Raw genomic sequence first — 17,433 nt, 5'->3', positions numbered from 1 at the left:
TTTCATCCGTTTTTGTTTTTATATATTGAGATCTAACTCTAAAGTATTCTTTTCTCCCTCCTCCTTTTCTTCATCTTTAATAATTGATGGAAAAATGGTTGGTGCTATTTTTTTTACGGGTTTGTATAAAATAGACTCTTCTAAACTTTCTTGTTTTACAAACGGAATGGTGTCATTCATTTTTCCAAAGAAAATAAAAACTACACTTAAAATTAATCCAATTTTTAAAGCTCCAAAAACACCACCTAAAATCTTATTTAAAATTCCAAGTGAAGCAAAATCAGCTATTTTAGTTAGTATTTTACCGAGTAAAGCAATTACAATAATTATCACTACAAAAGTTCCTGCAAAAGCCGCTAGAGAAATATACTTTTCATCCCAAGTAACACTATTTTTTAACCAATCTCCAATAAAATACGAAAAGTGAATCGCTCCATAAACTCCAGCAACCAAGGCTACCAACGAAGCTATTTCAACAAAAAGCCCTTTCATAATACCTCTTACAAAACCGAAGAGCAACAAAGCTGTGATAATAATATCAAAAGTATTCATAAGTGTGAAAACAAATTACATGCTCAAATATACATAACTCATTTGTATCTTTGCTTTTTCTAAAAAACACAAATGACTAAAGAAACCAACTTAAAAGAAAAATGGGACTTCGTGGTAACTCAATTATCACAACAATTTGCTGACGGTGATGAACTAAATATAGATGGAATTATTTATTTAATTGGTGTTCAAGAACTCGGACAAGGTCATAGAAAATTTAAAAAAGATGAGAAAGTTAACCTAATGCACATAGCAATTTGTAAGTTGTTAGAGCCTTACGGATACTATGAATTCGATTTTTTTGATAATGATGGTTGGCCTCACTATAAAACCTTAACTGAGCTTCCTACTTTAAAACCAGGAGAGCAGTCGGTTTTAATGAAAGAAGCTATTATTAACTATTTTGAAGTAATTGACTTTTTTAATTAAGTAACACTTAATTTTCGAATCATTTTAGATAGTAACTTCGGAAAGAAACGTTTGGTATAAACTCCAAGTTTTTCCTTAACTCCGGCAATATATACCTCTTCTCGTTTATTACGAATAGCTTTCAACATTTGCTTAGCAAACTCATCAGGATGAATACCGTTTGCCGTGGCTGTATCCATCGTATTTTGTGGCGTTCCATCACCTGTCAACGCATTTTTTGAAACGTTGGTAGTTACAAAACCAGGGCAAATTAAAGTTACATGAATGTTATCTTTAAAATGTTCTGCTCGTAAACTATCAAAAAAACCATGTAAAGCATGTTTGGTAGCGGCATAAGTAGAACGTAATGGAGTTCCTATTTTACCAACGATACTAGTAGTAACCACAAAATGCCCCGATTTATTTTCAATAAAATGTGGTAATAATGCTTTGGTTAAAGCAACCGTTCCTAAATAATTAACATCCATCAATCGTTTGTCAACCTGAATTGAAGTATCTTTTACCAATGATCGTTGGCTAATTCCTCCATTATTTACTAAAACATCTATTCTACCAAAAAATGAAATAGCTTTGGCTACTTTACTAGCTAAACTTTCATAAACCTCTAAATCTAACGTAAGAATAGCAACCTTTTCAGGAAACTTACATTGATTCTTTACTTCAATTAAAGCACTCTCGTTTCTTGAAGAGATAATTAATTTTGCTCCTAGATTAGCCAATTCAATAGTTAAAGATTTTCCTATACCTGATGAAGCACCAGTAATCCAAAACACCTGATCTTTAAATTTCATGTTATCAAACAATTAAAAAAACATTTCTAAAATACATAAGAAAAAATAAATGTGGTATACTTCTTGGATAGAAGTTTGTAAATACCTAGTTTTAAAACCTTATAAGTAACTCTTTAAAATATTATAATGAAAAAATTACTCGCTCTATTAATATTTACCACATCACTTGTTAATGCTCAATATACTGTTAAAGGTACTATGACTCCTCCAGATAAAGGTGATTGGGTAATTTTGTACAAAATAGAAGGAGCTAAACAAAACTTTGTAGCAAATACTACAATTAAACTCGACACTGTAATTATTAGTGGAGAAAAGCAAATACTAGGTAAATTTAGCTTTGAGCTCCCAGGCACAGCAGCTCCTGGTGCATATAGAGCTACTTATAGAAATACTGGAGCAGGGTTTGTTGATTTCTTCTTTAACAAAGAAAATGTTGAATTCGTTTTCAACCCTAAATTTTCAGATCAATCTGCTGTAGTTTTTACAAGCTCTAGAGAAAATAAACTGTATAGTGAATACCTACAAGCGTATAATGCTGTACAAAAAAAGATAGATTCATATCAAGCTTCTTATATAGAAACTGAAGATAAAAGCACAAAAAAAGCCTATAAGAAAGAAGTTAAAGAACTTGAGGATGTACAAAAAACGTATGAAAACAAGTCTGAAGGAATGTTAGTAAATAGCTTTATTAAAGCATCTCGCCGATATAACTCTAGCAATCCTCACGATAATATTCAAGATTATTTATCTGCCACTAGTGAAAACTTCTTTGAGTATGTAGACTTTAAAAATGAAGACTTATTTAATTCTTCTTTCTTAATTGATAAAATCAGTGATTATGTATTTTATTTAAATTATTCTGAAGATAAAGAAGTACAGCAAGAATTAATTAAAGAGTCAATCAAAAATGTTATGAAGAAAATTTCTTCTGACAAATTAGAAAAAGCTGTTACTTACTACTTAATTAGTGCACTTACAGATAAACGTAATGGTCCTGCTGTAGATTGGATGTTCGAAGAATATTTTGATGAGCTACCTGATGAAGACCAAGATGCTGAATTTAAAAAAGAAAAGTTAGATATATTACTTGCAACCGTAGGTAGAGTTGCTCCTGATTTTTCATGGGAAGAAAACGGACAAGAGTTCAAGTTATCTACCTTAAACGACGCAGAAAAGTACTTGTTAGTATTTTGGAGTACGGGTTGCCCACACTGTGTAAAAGAAATACCTGAATTATATAAATTCATGCAAACGCATAAAGAAATTTCTGTTATTTCTTTCGGTATAGAACATGATGCAACTGAATGGACGGAATTTGTTAAAAGTTTACCTGAGTGGCACAATGCTATAGGAACACACCCTGAATACAAATTTGATAATGAAACAGTAAGAAAATATAACTTATTGGGTACACCTTCATACTTCGTTTTAGACAAAGACAAAAAAATTATTGCAATGCCTGATCACGAAGAAGATGTAGAAAAATATTTTAATGGTGGTAAAAACAATTAATCCACTCAATTAAAACCTCACAAAAAAGCTCAACAAAATTATTTGTTGAGCTTTTTTATTCTTTAAAAATATAGAAAGGCATCTTTAATATGCTCTATTTTAAACGCTCCTTGTTCTCGTAAAATAGCAATTATATCAAATCGAACTTCAACATCTAGATCTCGGTCATTTACATAATTATCAATAGAACTTACTAGTAATTTTATTTTCTTCGGATTCACAAAATCTTGGGGATTACCAAAATCGATAGATGATCTTGTTTTCACTTCAACAGCTATTAACACATTGTCTTTTTTAGCGATAATATCTACTTCTGCTTTTTGAAAACGATAATTCTTTTCAACAATTTCATACCCATTTTTCAATAGATAATCAACTGCTAACTGCTCTCCTTTCTTACCAAGCTCATTGTGTTGTGCCATATAAAAACTTATATTTGAATAACCTTAAAACTATCTACCATGAAAAAAAATATGGGAAACACCGACAAAGCTATTAGAACACTAATTGCTTTACTAATTGCGGCACTTTCTTACTTTGAAATTATCTCAGGAATTTTAGGTAATGCTTTACTTATACTGGCAATTATTTTGTTAATTACTAGTTTTATTAATTTTTGCCCATTATATCGTTTATTTGGGATAAACACTCGAAAAGATAAAAAATAATTTACTTAAATAGTACTGTAGAAGTTTCTTTTTGAACACTTAAAGAAACTTCTCTTCCTAAAATTAATGCTCTATTATCTGGCTCATGCCCTGCAGGAAAATTAAAAAGAATGGGAATATCTTTTGGAACAACCTCTAAAATTAGTTGTTCAATTGAACTCCCCCATGGAGTGGTATTTCTTTTTATCTTGGTCATATCCCCTACAATAATAGCATTAACTTTTGTAAAATACCCTGCTCTTTTTAAACTCTGTAACATTCGATCAATCGAATATTTATATTCTCCTATTTCTTCAATAAATAAAATTTTACCATCAGTAGAAATTTGACTATCCGATCCCAACATCGAAGCTAAAATGGCAATGTTACCTCCTACCAATTCTCCTGACACATTTCCTTCTCTATTCTCTTTTGAAGAAGGAACTTCATAGCGTAACTTTTCTCCAAATAATGCTTTCTTAAAAGTAGCAATTGTTTCTACAAGTTCTTCTGGTTTTTCTTCCATACTTGTACACATCATAGCATGTAGCGTTTCTATTCCTAAATTATGAATATGATTATGAAAAGCTGTAATATCAGAATAACCAACAATCCATTTAGGATGCTGTTTAAACTTCGTAAAATCTAATTTATCAATAATCCTAACTGAACCATACCCTCCACGTGCACTCCAAATTGCCTTAATGCTAGGATTATCTAACGCATCTTGAAAATCTTGACATCGTTCTTCATCGGTACCAGCAAAATGATCATTCTGATTAAACATATGTTTACCATATACCACTTTCAACCCCCAGCTTTCTGCTAAGCTTTTTGCCTTATCAATAGTATGCTTACGGTTCTTTAAAATTCCAGCAGGTGCAACAATTGCAATAGTATCTCCCTTTTGCAAATAGGGTGGTGTAGTTAACTTCATGGTTTCATTTTGCGCATAGACTGATGTAATTATCAGTAAAAAAAATAAGATGAAAATTCTTTTTTCCATAAACAAGTCTCTTTTCTTGATCTTAAAAGTTTAAAATCCATCAAATGTACCTAATTTATAACAGTATAAAAAATTGCTTTTTCGTACTTTTGCGCTTTAATTTTAGTAGAAAAACATGAGTACACCTAAAAGATATACAATTACAGCAGCATTACCTTATACAAATGGACCAATCCATATTGGGCATTTAGCAGGTGTGTATGTTCCTGGAGATATTTATGCACGTTATCTGCGTCAAAAAGGAAAAGACGTAGCCTATATTTGTGGTTCTGACGAACACGGAGTTGCAATACCTATGCGTGCTAAAAAAGAAGGTGTTACTCCACAAGATATTATTGATAAGTACAACGGGATTATCAAAAAGTCATTTGAAGATTTTGGTATTTCTTTCGATAACTATTCTCGTACCTCAGCAGACGTTCATCATAAAACAGCTTCTGATTTCTTCACAAAATTATACAACGATGGTGAATTTACTGAAGAAGTTACTCAACAACTATATGACGAAGAGGCAAATCAGTTTTTAGCAGATCGTTTTGTAATTGGTACATGCCCTAAATGTGGAAACGAAGAAAGTTATGGAGACCAATGTGAAAAATGTGGTACAAGTCATAATGCTACAGATTTAATTAATCCTAAATCAGCTATTACTGGAAATGTTCCTACCTTAAAAGAAACTAAACATTGGTTTTTACCTTTAGATAAACACGAAGCTTTTTTACGTGAGTGGATTTTAGAAAGCCATAAAAATGATTGGAAACCTAACGTATTAGGACAATGTAAATCTTGGATTGATGACAGTTTACGTCCGCGAGCCGTAACCCGTGATTTAGATTGGGGAATTCCTGTGCCAGTTGAAGGTGCTGATGGAAAAGTATTATATGTATGGTTCGATGCTCCTATTGGTTACATCTCTTCTACTAAAGAATGGGCAGAACGAGAAGGTAAAAACTGGGAAGATTATTGGAAAAAAGACGATACTAAATTAGTTCACTTTATTGGTAAAGATAATATTGTATTTCACTGTATTATTTTCCCTGCTATGTTAAAAGCTCATGGTGATTTTATTTTACCAGAAAATGTACCAGCTAACGAGTTTTTAAACTTAGAAGGAAATAAACTATCAACTTCTAAAAATTGGGCAGTTTGGTTACATGAGTACTTAGAGGAGTTTCCTGACCAACAAGATGTATTGCGTTATACCTTAACAGCTAACGCTCCTGAAAATAAAGATAATGATTTTACTTGGAAAGATTTTCAAGCAAAAAACAACAACGAGTTAGTTGCTATTTTTGGAAATTTCATCAATCGTGTGGTAGTATTAACAAACAAATACTACAACGGGCAGGTACCACCTGCGGGGGAGTTATCAGAAATTGACAAAGACACTTTAGAGCAATTACAACAGTTTCCAAATATTATTGCAAAGTCTATAGAACGTTATCGTTTTAGAGAAGCATCTCAAGAAATGATGAATTTAGCGCGTTTAGGTAATAAATACTTAGCTGACGAAGAACCATGGAAAGTAATTAAAGTTGACGAAGAGCGCACCAAAACTATTATGAATGTTGCCTTGCAAATCGCAGCAGGTTTAGCAGTGCTATCAGAACCTTTTTTACCGTTTACTTCAAGTAAATTAAAGTCAATTTTAAATATTGATACTACGCTTTCTTGGAATGATGTAGCTGAAAAAGACATTTTACTACCAGCAGATCATCAAATTAATAAAGCTGAATTATTATTTTCTAAAATTGAAGATACTACAATTCAAACACAGCTAGACAAGTTAGAAGCTACTAAGAAAGCAAATGAAGCTGCTAACAAAGTAGTTGAGCCTCAAAAAGAAACTATTCAGTTTGATGATTTCACCAAAATGGATATTCGAGTAGGAACTATTGTTGCTGCTGAAAAAGTAGCAAAAACCAAAAAATTATTAAAACTTACCGTAGATGTTGGTATTGACACACGTACTATTGTTTCTGGAATTGCTGAAAGCTTTAAACCAGAAGATATCATTGGACAACAAGTATCTGTACTGTGCAATTTAGCTCCAAGAAAACTACGTGGTGTAGAGAGTCAAGGAATGATTTTAATGACTGATACTCCTGATGGTAAATTAGCATTTGTTCAACCTTCTGAAAAGGTGAATAATGGGGAGTTTATAGCTTAAACAAAAAACTGTATTTACTATATTTGAAACCTCGCAAAATTTGCGAGGTTTTTTATTCTAAAATAATTTTCAATGCAACTTATCTCCTATATAACCTCTCGTACTCAAATCTCTCAAAAATCAATTCAAAATACTATTGAACTGTTAAATGAAGATTGTACCGTTCCCTTTATTGCTCGTTACCGAAAAGAGAAAACCGGAAATATAGATGAAGTTGAAATCGGTCAAATTGTACAACTAAAAGAACAGTTTGAAGTCTTAGAAAAACGAAAATCAGCAATTTTAAAAGCCATTGAAGAACAAGATGCTTTAACTGATGAGTTAAAAACAAAAATTGAAAAGACAGAAGACTTAACCTCCTTAGAGGATATTTACCTTCCTTATAAGAAGAAACGAAAAACTAAAGCAGAAACAGCTCGTAAAAACGGGTTAGAACCGTTGGCGAAGATAATTATGAGTCAGCGAGTAAACGATTTGGAATTTACTGCTTCAAAATACATTTCGAACGAAGTAGAACAAATAGACGAAGCTTTAGAAGGTGCCCGTCATATTATTTCTGAATGGATTAACGAACGAACGGATGTCCGTAATAATATTCGTTATCAATTAGAGCGTTTTGCAACCATTGCAACCAAGGTTGTCAAAACTAAAAAAGAGGACGAAGCTGCTCAAAAATTTAAAGATTATTTTGATTGGGAAGAAAACCTAAGTCGAATTCCTTCTCACAGATTGTTAGCTATTTTACGTGCAGAAAAAGAAGGTTTCATTCGTGTAAAAATTAGTATTGACGACGAACGAGCACTTCAAAAAATAGAAGACAGAATTATTCGTTCACATAACGAATGTGCAGAACAAATTAAACTAGCTATTGCCGATGCATACAAACGTTTGTTGTTCCCTGCACTATCAAACGAAGCTTTAACAATTGCTAAAGAAAGAGCAGATGAAAGTGCCATCAAAGTATTTACTAAAAACCTACAACAATTACTATTAGGTTCTCCGTTAGGTGAAAAACGAATTTTAGCTATTGATCCTGGATTTAGAACGGGTTGTAAAGTGGTTTGTTTAAACGAACAAGGAGATTTGTTACATAACGAAACTATTTTTCCGCATGCACCTCAGAACCAATCAAAAGAAGCTATGAATAAACTTAGTTCTTTAGCCAACGCTTATAAAATTGAAGCTATTGCTATAGGTAACGGAACTGCTTCAAGAGAAACTGAACGTTTGCTAAAAAGTGTCTATTTTAAAAATCCCGTAGAAGTGTTTGTTGTAAGTGAAGCGGGAGCTTCTATTTATTCAGCGTCAAAAATTGCACGAGATGAGTTCCCTAATTATGATGTAACTGTTCGTGGAGCTGTTTCTATCGGTCGTAGATTAGCTGATCCTTTAGCTGAATTGGTAAAAATTGAAGCAAAATCGATTGGCGTAGGGCAATATCAGCACGATGTAGATCAAACACAATTAAAAAAATCATTAGATACTGTAGTAGAACACTGCGTAAACAGAGTTGGTGTAAACATTAATACAGCTAGCGCTTCCTTATTAAGCTATGTTTCTGGTATAGGTTCTAAATTAGCTGAAAATATTGTGAATTATAGAAACGAAAACGGAGCTTTTCCAAATAGAACAGCAATAAAGAAAGTACCTCGTTTAGGAGGAAAAGCCTTTGAGCAATCTGCCGGTTTCTTACGAATTAAAAATGGTGACAACCCGCTAGATGATTCTGCTGTACATCCAGAACGTTATACTTTAGTAAAACAAATCGCCAAAGATGCTGGTAAAAAAGTAGATGACTTGATTGGTAACTCTTCTGTTTTAAAACAAATTAAACTCCAGCAATATGTAACCGATTCTTACGGATTACCAACGCTACAAGATATTATAAAAGAGCTGGAAAAACCAGGATTAGATCCTCGTTCAACAGCCAAAGCTTTTAGTTTTAACGAGCATATTAAAACAATAGATGATGTACGAACAGGTATGATACTACCCGGAATTGTAAATAATATTACCAATTTTGGTTGCTTTGTTGATATAGGTATTAAAGAAAGTGGCTTGGTACATGTATCTAATCTATCTGATACATTTGTTAAAGATGTAAATGAACATGTGAGTTTGCATCAACATGTTCAGGTAAAAGTGTTAGAAGTTGATATTGCTAGAAAACGTATTCAGTTAAGTATGAATTTATAATATAAAAAGAGCGCTTAATAACCGCTCTTTTACTTTTTCTTTCATCATAGTAGTTTTCCCACTTATTTATTTCCTAACATCAATAGCTCATTACAAACTACTTCTGTAATGTAACGTTTGTTACCATCTTTATCTTCAAAAGAACGAGAGGTTAATTTACCTTCAATCATTACCTCTTTTCCTTTTTCTAAGTACTTCTCAATAATTTCAGCTGTTTTGTTCCAAGCAACCACATTGTGCCATTGTGTATCGGTAACCTTTTCACCACGTGCGTTTTTATATGTTTCGTTGGTTGCAATAGCAAATTTTGCTAGCTTCTTACCACTTTCTAATGTGATGATTTCTGGTGTAGTTCCTAAATTTCCAATTAACTGTACTCTGTTTTTTAGTGCGTTCATAATATTTGTTTTTAATGTTAAACAGTTAAGACTCTGTCATTCAAACGAATTGACACTGCAAAGATGAAACACCGTACAAATTAAAAACGGTTAGTAATCATTTGTTTTCGTTTGTAATTGAATGTAATCGTTTAAATATTTTTAATATATTTGAAATCAAACAGTTAGAGCATGAGATTTTATTTAGAAACCGAGCGCTTAATTTTAAGAGAATTTAGAGAAAGTGAAACAGAAGGAATTTTTGAGTTAGACTCAAACGCTGAAGTGCATAAATATTTAGGAAACAATCCAATTACCACTTACAAGCAAGCAGAAGATATCATCACATTTTTTGAAGAACAATACAAAGAAAGAGGTATTGGCAGGTTTGCTGCTTTTGAAAAAGAATCAGGAGAATTCATTGGATGGTCAGGATTGAAACTCAATACAGGAGAAAAAGAAGAATTAAATGGATTTACTGATTTTATTGATATCGGTTATCGTTTTATTCCGCGTTTTTGGGGTAAAGGGTATGCTTCTGAATCTGCTTTTGCTTGTTTAGATTTCGGCTTTAAGGAAATGAATTATGATATTATTTACGGTGCTGCTGATGTAGAAAATATTGGTTCTAACAAAATTCTACAAAAAATAGGTTTACAATTTGTGAATGAATTTGGCTTTAAGGGTGTGGATGTAAACTGGTATGAACTTAAAAAATCACATTATGGAAAATAAAAAGTGTTTAGAGTGTGGTGAAAAAGTAATAGGAAGGATTGATAAAAAATTCTGTTCCGATTACTGTAGAAATACCTACAATAACAAGGTGAACAAGGATAGTAAAAACCTTATCAGAAACACCAATAACCGCTTACGAAAAAACTATAAAATTCTTTCGGAGTTAAATGGTTCTGGCAAAACCAAAGTAACACGTCGCAAGTTATTTGATAGGGGTTTCGACTTTAAATTTATCACATCTTTATACACCACAAAAACAGGAAACACCTATTATTATGTGTACGACCAAGGATATTTAGAACTGGAAAATGAATTCTATTTATTAGTTAAACAAGAATAACTACTTCCAAGTATTTCCTTTAAGCTTCATCGCTGCAATTAACACATCTTTTTGGCTAATTTGACCGACTAGCTTACCGTTTTGAACGATAGGAAAACGTCTTCTACGAGATTGTAAAAATTTATTGGCTGCATCTAATATGTTCGTAGTACCATCTATCGTTTCAACCTCTTTCACCATCGCTCTTCCAACAGTACTATTCTCTATCGGTAAATTATAATATCTGCTATCTGAAATTTGCTTTATACAATCACCTTCTGAAATAATACCTACCAATTCATTATTATCATTTACAACAGGGCCTCCTGATATTTTATTATTGATTAAAATATTAATGGCCTCTTCAATAGATTGTTCTTCTTTAAACGTAATAAGCTTTTTCGTCATATAATCTGACACTAAAATTGGCTCCTTCTCTTTTTCTGGTGGATTATTTCGTTTACCTTGAAAATTGATAATTCCCATAATAATTAGTTTTAGGTTAGACTTAAATATACTGATTTTTAACTAATTAAAATCACGAATGTTAAAAAATAAATTCCCTATTTTTATAAGGGATAAAATTAAACTATGAAAACATCAAGAAATTACCTAGCTGTAATCATTATCATTTTAACAGTTTATTGGAGCTTTAGTGATATGATACCTAGTGTATCATCTAGTAAAAAAGAAATAAAAACCGCTGATTTTTCTGTAGACAACGCGTTATATCATCTAAAAAACATTTCTCAAAAACCACATCATACCGGTACAGAGGAGCACAAAATTGTACAAGAATATCTTGTACAAGAATTAAAAAAAATAGGATTAACACCCGAAGTTCAATATCAAACAGCTATCAATAAAAAATGGAGAGCTGCTACAACCACAGAAAATATTCTTGCCAGAATTAAGGGAAGTGACAGTAGCAAAGCTTTGCTACTATTATCACATTACGATTCCAATCCACATTCTTCACTTGGAGCTAGTGACGCGGGTTCTGGTGTCGTAATTATTTTAGAAGGTGTTAGAGCTTACTTAGCAGCAAATAAAACGCCCAAAAACGATATTATCATTCTCTTTTCAGATGCAGAAGAATTAGGTTTACTAGGAGCGCAAGCCTTTGTTGAAAAGCACCCTTGGGCAAAAGATGTTGGTTTAGTTTTAAATTTTGAAGCACGTGGTAGTGGTGGATCTAGTTATATGCTGATGGAAACTAACGGAAAAAATAAAACATTACTTACTGAATTTCTGAAAGCAAATCCAAATTATCCTGCCGCCAACTCTTTGATGTATGGAGTATACAAAAAGCTACCTAACGATACCGATTTAACGGTTTTTAGAGAAAAAGGGAATATCAACGGATTTAATTTTGCTTTTATTGACGATCATTTTGATTATCATACCGAACAAGACTCTTACGAACGATTAAACAGAGAAACCTTATTGCATCAAGCAGATTACTTAACTAGTACATTAAACTATTTTGCAGATGCTGACTTAAGTAATTTAAACAGTGACACCGACTATATTTATATCAACTTTCCTTTTACAAAGCTTTTAACCTATCCTTTTTCTTGGGTTTTGCCTATGTTTATTATTTCCCTAGTTATTTTTATTGCGTTGGTTTTTGTAGGAATTTCAAGAAAAAAAATCACCACTGTTGGAATGTTAAAAGGATTTATCCCTTATATCATTTCCTTAGTAATCTGTATAGGAATATCGTATGGTTTATGGCAATTGCTATTAATTATTCATCCGCAGTATACCGATATGTTACACGGGTTTACTTATAACGGACATCAATACATCATCGCTTTTGTGTTCTTAAACCTTTGGATAATTTTTAAAACATACTCGTTCTTTAAAGAACACAAAACAACAGATTTATTGGTTGCTCCTATTACCTTTGGATTGGTTGTAAATTACCTTATATATACAAACCTTCCAGGTGCTGGTTTTTTAATTATTCCTGTATATGCTTCATTATTTATTTTAGCAATTCTCCTTTTTATGAACATTAAAAAGGAATCTAGAGGTACTTTGTTTGCTGTTTTATCAATTCCAACTATTTATATGGTTGCCCCAATGGTTCAACTATTTCCTGTTGCTTTAGGCTTAAAAATGCTATTAATTTCTGCTGTACTTTTAGTCCTTCTTTTCGGATTTATGCTTCCTGTTTTTCAGCAAGAAAAACTAAAAAATGGGTGGCAAGCTCTTACAGGTTTTATAGCACTACTTTTTTTTATTTTAGCTACTTTTAATAGTGGATTTTCAATAGAAAAGAAAAAACCTAACAGCTTAGTATTCATCCAAAATTCTGATACTAATACTTCATATTGGGTTAGTCATAATAAAACCCTAGACGGATATACTAAACAATTTTTTGATGAAGATTCCCCTCAAGGAGGAAAAGATTTGCTTGCTGGAAATAGCAAGTACAATACTTCTTTTAATTATTATAAAAAAACAGATAATAAAGACATTGCTGTTTCTAACATCAATATCAATAAAGACACTATTAGTAATGGGAAGAGAAACATCTCTCTTACTATTACACCTACTAGAACTATCGCTAAATATGAATTATTTACAGCTTCTAAAATTACCTTAACTGACCTAACCATTAATGGTACTTTATATGACTCTGGAAAAGCTTTTACTGCTGATAAAGGCACGTTACTTATTTACCAAATGGCAAATACTGATAGTGATTTAACTATTTCTTTTTCTATTGATAAAAATATAGAACCCGACATTACATTACACGAAATATCTAACGATTTACTATCACACCCTAAGTTTACTATCAAACCAAGAAGTGAAGTAATGATGCCCATGCCTTTTGTGGTTAACGATGCTATTATTTGTACTCGGAAACTTAAATTATAAACCAATAAAAATTTTCTTACGCTAAATAAAAAAGCATTGTTTTTTGTGTAGGTAAATATTATCTTTAATATCCTTAGTAAAAAAGATATTTATTATTTTATACTCTTCTTTGTATAATTCTTGTGGAATTCTGCTAATAGAAGCAGAACCACAAGAAGAAAAAATTAATATAATTAGAGTAAAATTAATTCCACTTAGTACCTTTTGCATCGCTTTTAGCATATCTTTCGTTGTTAATTATTTTTTGAATATCTGGTTTATTAGGTAATGCTTGATAAATACTTGAGCTCTCTAACCCTTCCCACGACATAGCTTTATAATACTCCATAGACTGTTGATGATTGCTGTAAGATGATAATGAATAGATTTAAATAAGGAGTAGGTTTCTACTCCTTATTTATGCTTAATCAACTATTGGTCTTGTATCTTCTTTTAAGTAGGCATTAATCACTATAGAATCTCCTTTTTTTACAACTAAATCTTTTATTATAACACTGACTTTCCCTGGTGACGCTATTTCTATATTATGCTTACCAACTTTTGGTCTAAAAAAACTCGTTTCACCAAAATAAAGGTTATTTATAATTATAAGAGGGCTTGGTATTGTGTCATAAGGAAACCCTTTATCCAAAGCATTTATTTTAATAGATCTACGATCAGATTTGAATTTATTTACAGTATAATTAGAAAAGTTTTTATTGAAACTTTCTTTTGAACTACTGCATCCAAATATTAATAAACATATATATACGCATATCAATTTATTTACATTTAGTACTTTTAGCATCGCTTCTTGCATATCTTTCATTTTTTATGATTTTTTCAATTTGTGTTTTATTTGATAGTGCTTGATAAGTACTTGAACTTTCTAAGCCTCCCCAAGACATCGCAGTATAATAACTCATATCTTGCTGATGATTATCGTAAGAAAACAACAAAAAAGGAGTGAAAAACCCACTCCTTTTGTACTTAATCAACTATGGGTGTAGGGTCATCTTTTAAATAAGCATTAATTACTATAGAGTCTCCTTTTTTTACAACTAAGTCTTTTATAGTTATTGGTATTTTACCAATATGAGAAATCCTTATATTATGCTTAGACCCTTCCACGTTAAATGTTTCAATACCATCATCAAAAAAATATAATTTATTAATTTTTATAATAGGTATAAGCTTACCATATGAAATTTCATTATCATATGCATTTATGGTAATCCAGTTATCTGATGATTTGAATTTTTTTATCTCATAACTAGAACTAGTAGTATCACTAACTGTTTTTTTGCTAGTGTAACACCCCGTGATAAATAAATAAATAAATAAAATTACGGACACTTAGTACTCTTGGCATCGCTTCTTGCATATCTTTCATTTTTTATAATTTTTTCTATTGCTGTTTTATTCGGTAGTTTTTTATAAGCATCTGACGATTCTAATCCTCCCCAACTCATAGCAGTATAATACTCCATAGGCTGTTGATAATTGTCGCAAGCGGAATAAAAAGAATAGGTTAAAAAAGGAGTAGGTTTTCTACTCCTTATTTATGTTTAATCAACTATTGGTCTTGTATCTTCTTTTAAATAAGCGTTAATAACTATTGAATCTCCTTTTTTTATTCTAAGTTTTTTAATTTTAAGTGGTAGTAACCCTGGAGAAGATATTTCTATTTTATATTTATTATTAGGAATTGTTTTTATTTCTATGGGAAGTATATTTTCATTTTCATATTTACCAAGAATACAAACCCCATTAACCGTTACTAAAGCTAAAATTTTGTCTTTATATTTATCATCATAAAAAGAATTGATAATGATGCTTGAAAATCCACTTTTAGAACTATGTTTTTCTTGATAATATAAAGTAGAAGAATCTCTATTACTTCTAGTAGTAGCACAACCAGTTATAAATAGATAGATAGATAGATAGATAAAATTACGGGCATTTAGTACTTTTCGCATCACTTTTTGCATATCGTTCATTGTTAATTATTTTTTGAATTGCTGTTTTATTTGGTAGCTTTTTATAAGCATCCGACGATTCTAATCCTCCCCAGCTCATGGCTATATAATAGTCCATGCTTTGCTGGTGATTGTCATAAGCCGATAATGAATACGCCACTGCTTCTACAAACTGACTCATAAAATTATGCTGTGATAAATTTGAGTCATTTTTATACTTTGTATAATAAAGTCCTATAGCTTGTATAAAAGTATTATTTCTATTGTATTTATCTATGTTAAGATTAATAAAAGCATGTAAACTTTCATGTATTAAAGTTTTGGCTATAGAGAGTTGGGTAGCATCTTTTACCAAGTCGGTATCTAAAGTAATACTTTCAATTCCGTTGGTTTGAGCATTTATAGGATGTCCTTCAGGGTTTGTACCCAGTTGTGCTACATTAATAGTTAAATCGTAATTTTTACATTTACCAAACAAATCTAACACCATTTCTGAGAGATGCCCTTTCCCTTTTAAATCGGGCACCAAAGCACCATACGTGTCTTTTTTCTGTAGTTCTTTTATAATATCGCCTACACAAGGGTTGTTGGTTTCGTCTATAATGTCGTCTTCATAACTTTCAACAATTTTAACGCAATTATCTCCTACTTTTTCAAAACCAATAGGGCATGGTAGTTCATAACCGTTATTTCCACCTCCACTTGAATATTCCCTATCTTCACCATCATATGCAGGTCCTCCTCCTGAAGGACTATTAGAATTATAAACATCTATATAACGATCGCCTCCACTTGAAACCCATACCCAACGCGTAGTTGAACCATTATACTTAGTATGCACATAAATATAATTTATACCTCCATAATTATATATTTTTCCATCATTACTGGTACATGAATCACACCTATTATACCAATTTGTATAATGACGAGTGGTTTCTGTAACATAGCCTCCTCCTGAACCAGAACCTGAGCCTCCCCCATTGTTACATCCTTCTAATGGCTTTCCATTCAAATCTAAACAGCTATCAAATTCTGAATCGTCCATTTTTGGATAAAGAATATTTTTGTGCTTATCTATTCTCTCTGATTTTGTCTCATTAAAAGTGCTTATCTTTTTCCCTAATTTATAGGTATAAATATCCTCTAATTCAGCCAATTCATTAAAAATAAACTTCATTCCACTAAATCCTTCTTTAGCTATCTCGCTAGGCGCTGTATTTAAAGATTCCTTAAACGGCTCGTACCTATATATCTGAACATCTTCTATAGCTCCTTCTTTTTCTCTTACAATTAGTTTAAACGTAAGTTTATCTACAAATAAATTTGAATTATTAGATACAGGCTCCTTTTGCTCTATATCGTATTGATAAACCCCTCCTTGATTTTTTTTATCTAGAACCAAAATTGTTGGTTTATCCCATCTTATAAAGATATTATTCTCTCCTAAACCTAGTTTTTGACTTACAAGTTTTGTATTTACCAATAAGGTTTGCTTATATAATTCTACCTCTGTTAAACCTTCTGTTTTATCGTCTTCACAGTTCCATAACAACAATGAAACCCCAAACAGGAAAACACCCATTTTTAAAAGATTAGCAATTGTGTTTCTTTTGTTTTTTATATATCTAAAATTTAAATGTTTACAATTTTTGCTAAAAGTAAACTCTTTAAATTCAATACACAATTAGGGATATCCCTAATTGTTTTAACTTCTTCTCAGGGATAACCCTGAGTTTTCTTTAACATTTTTAGCGTAAAAACCTAACTTACTGCTACTTAATCCCAAATTAAAACATAAAAAATTTAGAAACAGCTAAGTCAATTATAAGGGTGTCAGTATTTTAAA

At 31.5% G+C, this 17,433-nt stretch carries 20 protein-coding genes; 8 read left to right on the top strand and 12 right to left on the bottom strand.

Annotated features, from left to right (window positions below; translation table 11 throughout):
- Positions 1 to 18: 18 nt before the first annotated feature.
- Entirely contained in the window at positions 19 to 552 is a 534-nt protein-coding gene (locus Q0663_RS02125) for a CvpA family protein (RefSeq protein ID WP_299005584.1), read from the bottom strand.
- A 72-nt stretch (positions 553 to 624) separates the two neighbouring features.
- Between Q0663_RS02125 and Q0663_RS02120 the strand changes: the two genes are divergently transcribed.
- Complete coding sequence (locus Q0663_RS02120; protein WP_274634457.1) at positions 625 to 981, top strand: hypothetical protein; 357 nt, start codon at positions 625 to 627, stop codon at positions 979 to 981.
- Here Q0663_RS02120 and Q0663_RS02115 read toward each other — a convergent pair.
- On the bottom strand, positions 978 to 1,772 hold the full coding sequence (locus Q0663_RS02115) for an SDR family oxidoreductase (protein ID WP_299005582.1): 795 nt from the start codon (positions 1,770 to 1,772) through the stop codon (positions 978 to 980). The two genes, Q0663_RS02120 and Q0663_RS02115, sit on opposite strands and share 4 nt — an antisense overlap.
- Before the next feature lie 126 nt (positions 1,773 to 1,898).
- Between Q0663_RS02115 and Q0663_RS02110 the strand changes: the two genes are divergently transcribed.
- Entirely contained in the window at positions 1,899 to 3,284 is a 1,386-nt protein-coding gene (locus Q0663_RS02110) for a TlpA disulfide reductase family protein (protein ID WP_299005579.1), read from the top strand.
- A gap of 62 nt (positions 3,285 to 3,346) precedes the next feature.
- Here the strand turns inward: Q0663_RS02110 and Q0663_RS02105 are convergent, their stop codons facing one another.
- Positions 3,347 to 3,706 carry a YraN family protein gene (locus Q0663_RS02105; protein WP_299005576.1) on the bottom strand — a complete coding sequence of 120 codons (360 nt, stop codon included), beginning with the start codon at positions 3,704 to 3,706 and terminating at the stop codon, positions 3,347 to 3,349.
- 39 nt (positions 3,707 to 3,745) lie between these two features.
- Here Q0663_RS02105 and Q0663_RS02100 point away from each other — a divergent pair, with 39 nt between their 5' ends.
- Entirely contained in the window at positions 3,746 to 3,952 is a 207-nt protein-coding gene (locus tag Q0663_RS02100) for a DUF2892 domain-containing protein (protein WP_299005574.1), read from the top strand.
- A 1-nt stretch (position 3,953) separates the two neighbouring features.
- On the opposite strand, the gene Q0663_RS02095 is transcribed toward Q0663_RS02100, so the two are convergent.
- Positions 3,954 to 4,937: an LD-carboxypeptidase gene (locus Q0663_RS02095; RefSeq protein WP_299005572.1), complete on the bottom strand. Its 984-nt coding sequence runs from the start codon at positions 4,935 to 4,937 to the stop codon at positions 3,954 to 3,956.
- Positions 4,938 to 5,052: 115 nt separating this feature from the next.
- Between Q0663_RS02095 and metG the strand changes: the two genes are divergently transcribed.
- Complete coding sequence (metG, locus tag Q0663_RS02090; protein WP_299005569.1) at positions 5,053 to 7,107, top strand: methionine--tRNA ligase; 2,055 nt, start codon at positions 5,053 to 5,055, stop codon at positions 7,105 to 7,107.
- 72 nt (positions 7,108 to 7,179) lie between these two features.
- Positions 7,180 to 9,303, top strand: a complete 2,124-nt coding sequence (locus Q0663_RS02085) for a Tex family protein (protein WP_299005566.1) — start codon at positions 7,180 to 7,182, stop codon at positions 9,301 to 9,303.
- Between the two features lie 62 nt (positions 9,304 to 9,365).
- Here Q0663_RS02085 and Q0663_RS02080 read toward each other — a convergent pair whose 3' ends face one another.
- Positions 9,366 to 9,701, bottom strand: coding sequence for a single-stranded DNA-binding protein (locus tag Q0663_RS02080; RefSeq protein ID WP_299005563.1), 336 nt, complete (start codon positions 9,699 to 9,701; stop codon positions 9,366 to 9,368).
- 171 nt (positions 9,702 to 9,872) lie between these two features.
- Here Q0663_RS02080 and Q0663_RS02075 point away from each other — a divergent pair, with 171 nt between their 5' ends.
- Entirely contained in the window at positions 9,873 to 10,415 is a 543-nt protein-coding gene (locus Q0663_RS02075) for a GNAT family N-acetyltransferase (RefSeq protein WP_299005560.1), read from the top strand.
- On the top strand, positions 10,405 to 10,755 hold the full coding sequence (locus Q0663_RS02070; RefSeq protein WP_299005557.1) for a hypothetical protein: 351 nt from the start codon (positions 10,405 to 10,407) through the stop codon (positions 10,753 to 10,755). Before Q0663_RS02075 ends, Q0663_RS02070 begins: the two co-directional genes overlap by 11 nt.
- On the opposite strand, the gene Q0663_RS02065 is transcribed toward Q0663_RS02070, so the two are convergent.
- The gene (locus tag Q0663_RS02065; protein ID WP_299005554.1) at positions 10,756 to 11,220 is read right to left on the bottom strand and encodes a CBS domain-containing protein; all 465 of its coding nucleotides are present in this window, start codon (positions 11,218 to 11,220) and stop codon (positions 10,756 to 10,758) included.
- A gap of 105 nt (positions 11,221 to 11,325) precedes the next feature.
- Here Q0663_RS02065 and Q0663_RS02060 point away from each other — a divergent pair, with 105 nt between their 5' ends.
- Positions 11,326 to 13,626: a M20/M25/M40 family metallo-hydrolase gene (locus Q0663_RS02060; RefSeq protein WP_299005552.1), complete on the top strand. Its 2,301-nt coding sequence runs from the start codon at positions 11,326 to 11,328 to the stop codon at positions 13,624 to 13,626.
- A gap of 184 nt (positions 13,627 to 13,810) precedes the next feature.
- On the opposite strand, the gene Q0663_RS02055 is transcribed toward Q0663_RS02060, so the two are convergent.
- From Q0663_RS02055 to Q0663_RS02030, 6 genes are all read right to left on the bottom strand, one after another.
- A complete protein-coding gene (locus Q0663_RS02055) occupies positions 13,811 to 13,954 on the bottom strand; it encodes a hypothetical protein (protein WP_299005549.1) in 144 nt (47 codons plus the stop codon).
- 75 nt (positions 13,955 to 14,029) lie between these two features.
- Entirely contained in the window at positions 14,030 to 14,434 is a 405-nt protein-coding gene (locus Q0663_RS02050; protein WP_299005547.1) for a hypothetical protein, read from the bottom strand.
- 161 nt (positions 14,435 to 14,595) lie between these two features.
- The gene (locus Q0663_RS02045; protein WP_299005544.1) at positions 14,596 to 14,961 is read right to left on the bottom strand and encodes a hypothetical protein; all 366 of its coding nucleotides are present in this window, start codon (positions 14,959 to 14,961) and stop codon (positions 14,596 to 14,598) included.
- Positions 14,952 to 15,095 carry a hypothetical protein gene (locus Q0663_RS02040; RefSeq protein ID WP_299005541.1) on the bottom strand — a complete coding sequence of 48 codons (144 nt, stop codon included), beginning with the start codon at positions 15,093 to 15,095 and terminating at the stop codon, positions 14,952 to 14,954. Before Q0663_RS02040 ends, Q0663_RS02045 begins: the two co-directional genes overlap by 10 nt.
- Before the next feature lie 78 nt (positions 15,096 to 15,173).
- Complete coding sequence (locus Q0663_RS02035) at positions 15,174 to 15,605, bottom strand: hypothetical protein (RefSeq protein ID WP_299005538.1); 432 nt, start codon at positions 15,603 to 15,605, stop codon at positions 15,174 to 15,176.
- Entirely contained in the window at positions 15,559 to 17,169 is a 1,611-nt protein-coding gene (locus Q0663_RS02030) for a hypothetical protein (protein ID WP_299005535.1), read from the bottom strand. The genes Q0663_RS02035 and Q0663_RS02030 overlap by 47 nt, the downstream gene beginning before the upstream one ends.
- Between the last annotated feature and the right edge of the window lie 264 nt (positions 17,170 to 17,433).

This window comes from uncultured Tenacibaculum sp. (genome assembly GCF_947504135.1).
In the GTDB taxonomy this organism is placed as follows: Bacteria; Bacteroidota; Bacteroidia; order Flavobacteriales; family Flavobacteriaceae; genus Polaribacter.
The sequence above is the reverse complement of the archived record's forward strand: the minus strand, read 5'-3'. Positions and strand labels throughout refer to the sequence as shown.

Coding starts and splice junctions, on each gene's coding strand:
- Q0663_RS02110 (WP_299005579.1), top strand. CDS start 1,899: ATGAAAAAATTACTCGCTCTATTAATATTTACCACATCACTTGTTAAT.
- metG (WP_299005569.1), top strand. CDS start 5,053: ATGAGTACACCTAAAAGATATACAATTACAGCAGCATTACCTTATACA.
- Q0663_RS02070 (WP_299005557.1), top strand. CDS start 10,405: ATGGAAAATAAAAAGTGTTTAGAGTGTGGTGAAAAAGTAATAGGAAGG.
- Q0663_RS02040 (WP_299005541.1), bottom strand. CDS start 15,095: ATGGAGTATTATACTGCTATGAGTTGGGGAGGATTAGAATCGTCAGAT.
- Q0663_RS02120 (WP_274634457.1), top strand. CDS start 625: ATGACTAAAGAAACCAACTTAAAAGAAAAATGGGACTTCGTGGTAACT.
- Q0663_RS02065 (WP_299005554.1), bottom strand. CDS start 11,220: ATGGGAATTATCAATTTTCAAGGTAAACGAAATAATCCACCAGAAAAA.
- Q0663_RS02095 (WP_299005572.1), bottom strand. CDS start 4,937: ATGGAAAAAAGAATTTTCATCTTATTTTTTTTACTGATAATTACATCA.
- Q0663_RS02055 (WP_299005549.1), bottom strand. CDS start 13,954: ATGGAGTATTATAAAGCTATGTCGTGGGAAGGGTTAGAGAGCTCAAGT.
- Q0663_RS02125 (WP_299005584.1), bottom strand. CDS start 552: ATGAATACTTTTGATATTATTATCACAGCTTTGTTGCTCTTCGGTTTT.
- Q0663_RS02085 (WP_299005566.1), top strand. CDS start 7,180: ATGCAACTTATCTCCTATATAACCTCTCGTACTCAAATCTCTCAAAAA.
- Q0663_RS02030 (WP_299005535.1), bottom strand. CDS start 17,169: ATGGGTGTTTTCCTGTTTGGGGTTTCATTGTTGTTATGGAACTGTGAA.
- Q0663_RS02105 (WP_299005576.1), bottom strand. CDS start 3,706: ATGGCACAACACAATGAGCTTGGTAAGAAAGGAGAGCAGTTAGCAGTT.
- Q0663_RS02075 (WP_299005560.1), top strand. CDS start 9,873: ATGAGATTTTATTTAGAAACCGAGCGCTTAATTTTAAGAGAATTTAGA.
- Q0663_RS02050 (WP_299005547.1), bottom strand. CDS start 14,434: ATGAAAGATATGCAAGAAGCGATGCTAAAAGTACTAAATGTAAATAAA.
- Q0663_RS02115 (WP_299005582.1), bottom strand. CDS start 1,772: ATGAAATTTAAAGATCAGGTGTTTTGGATTACTGGTGCTTCATCAGGT.
- Q0663_RS02035 (WP_299005538.1), bottom strand. CDS start 15,605: ATGAACGATATGCAAAAAGTGATGCGAAAAGTACTAAATGCCCGTAAT.
- Q0663_RS02080 (WP_299005563.1), bottom strand. CDS start 9,701: ATGAACGCACTAAAAAACAGAGTACAGTTAATTGGAAATTTAGGAACT.
- Q0663_RS02060 (WP_299005552.1), top strand. CDS start 11,326: ATGAAAACATCAAGAAATTACCTAGCTGTAATCATTATCATTTTAACA.
- Q0663_RS02100 (WP_299005574.1), top strand. CDS start 3,746: ATGAAAAAAAATATGGGAAACACCGACAAAGCTATTAGAACACTAATT.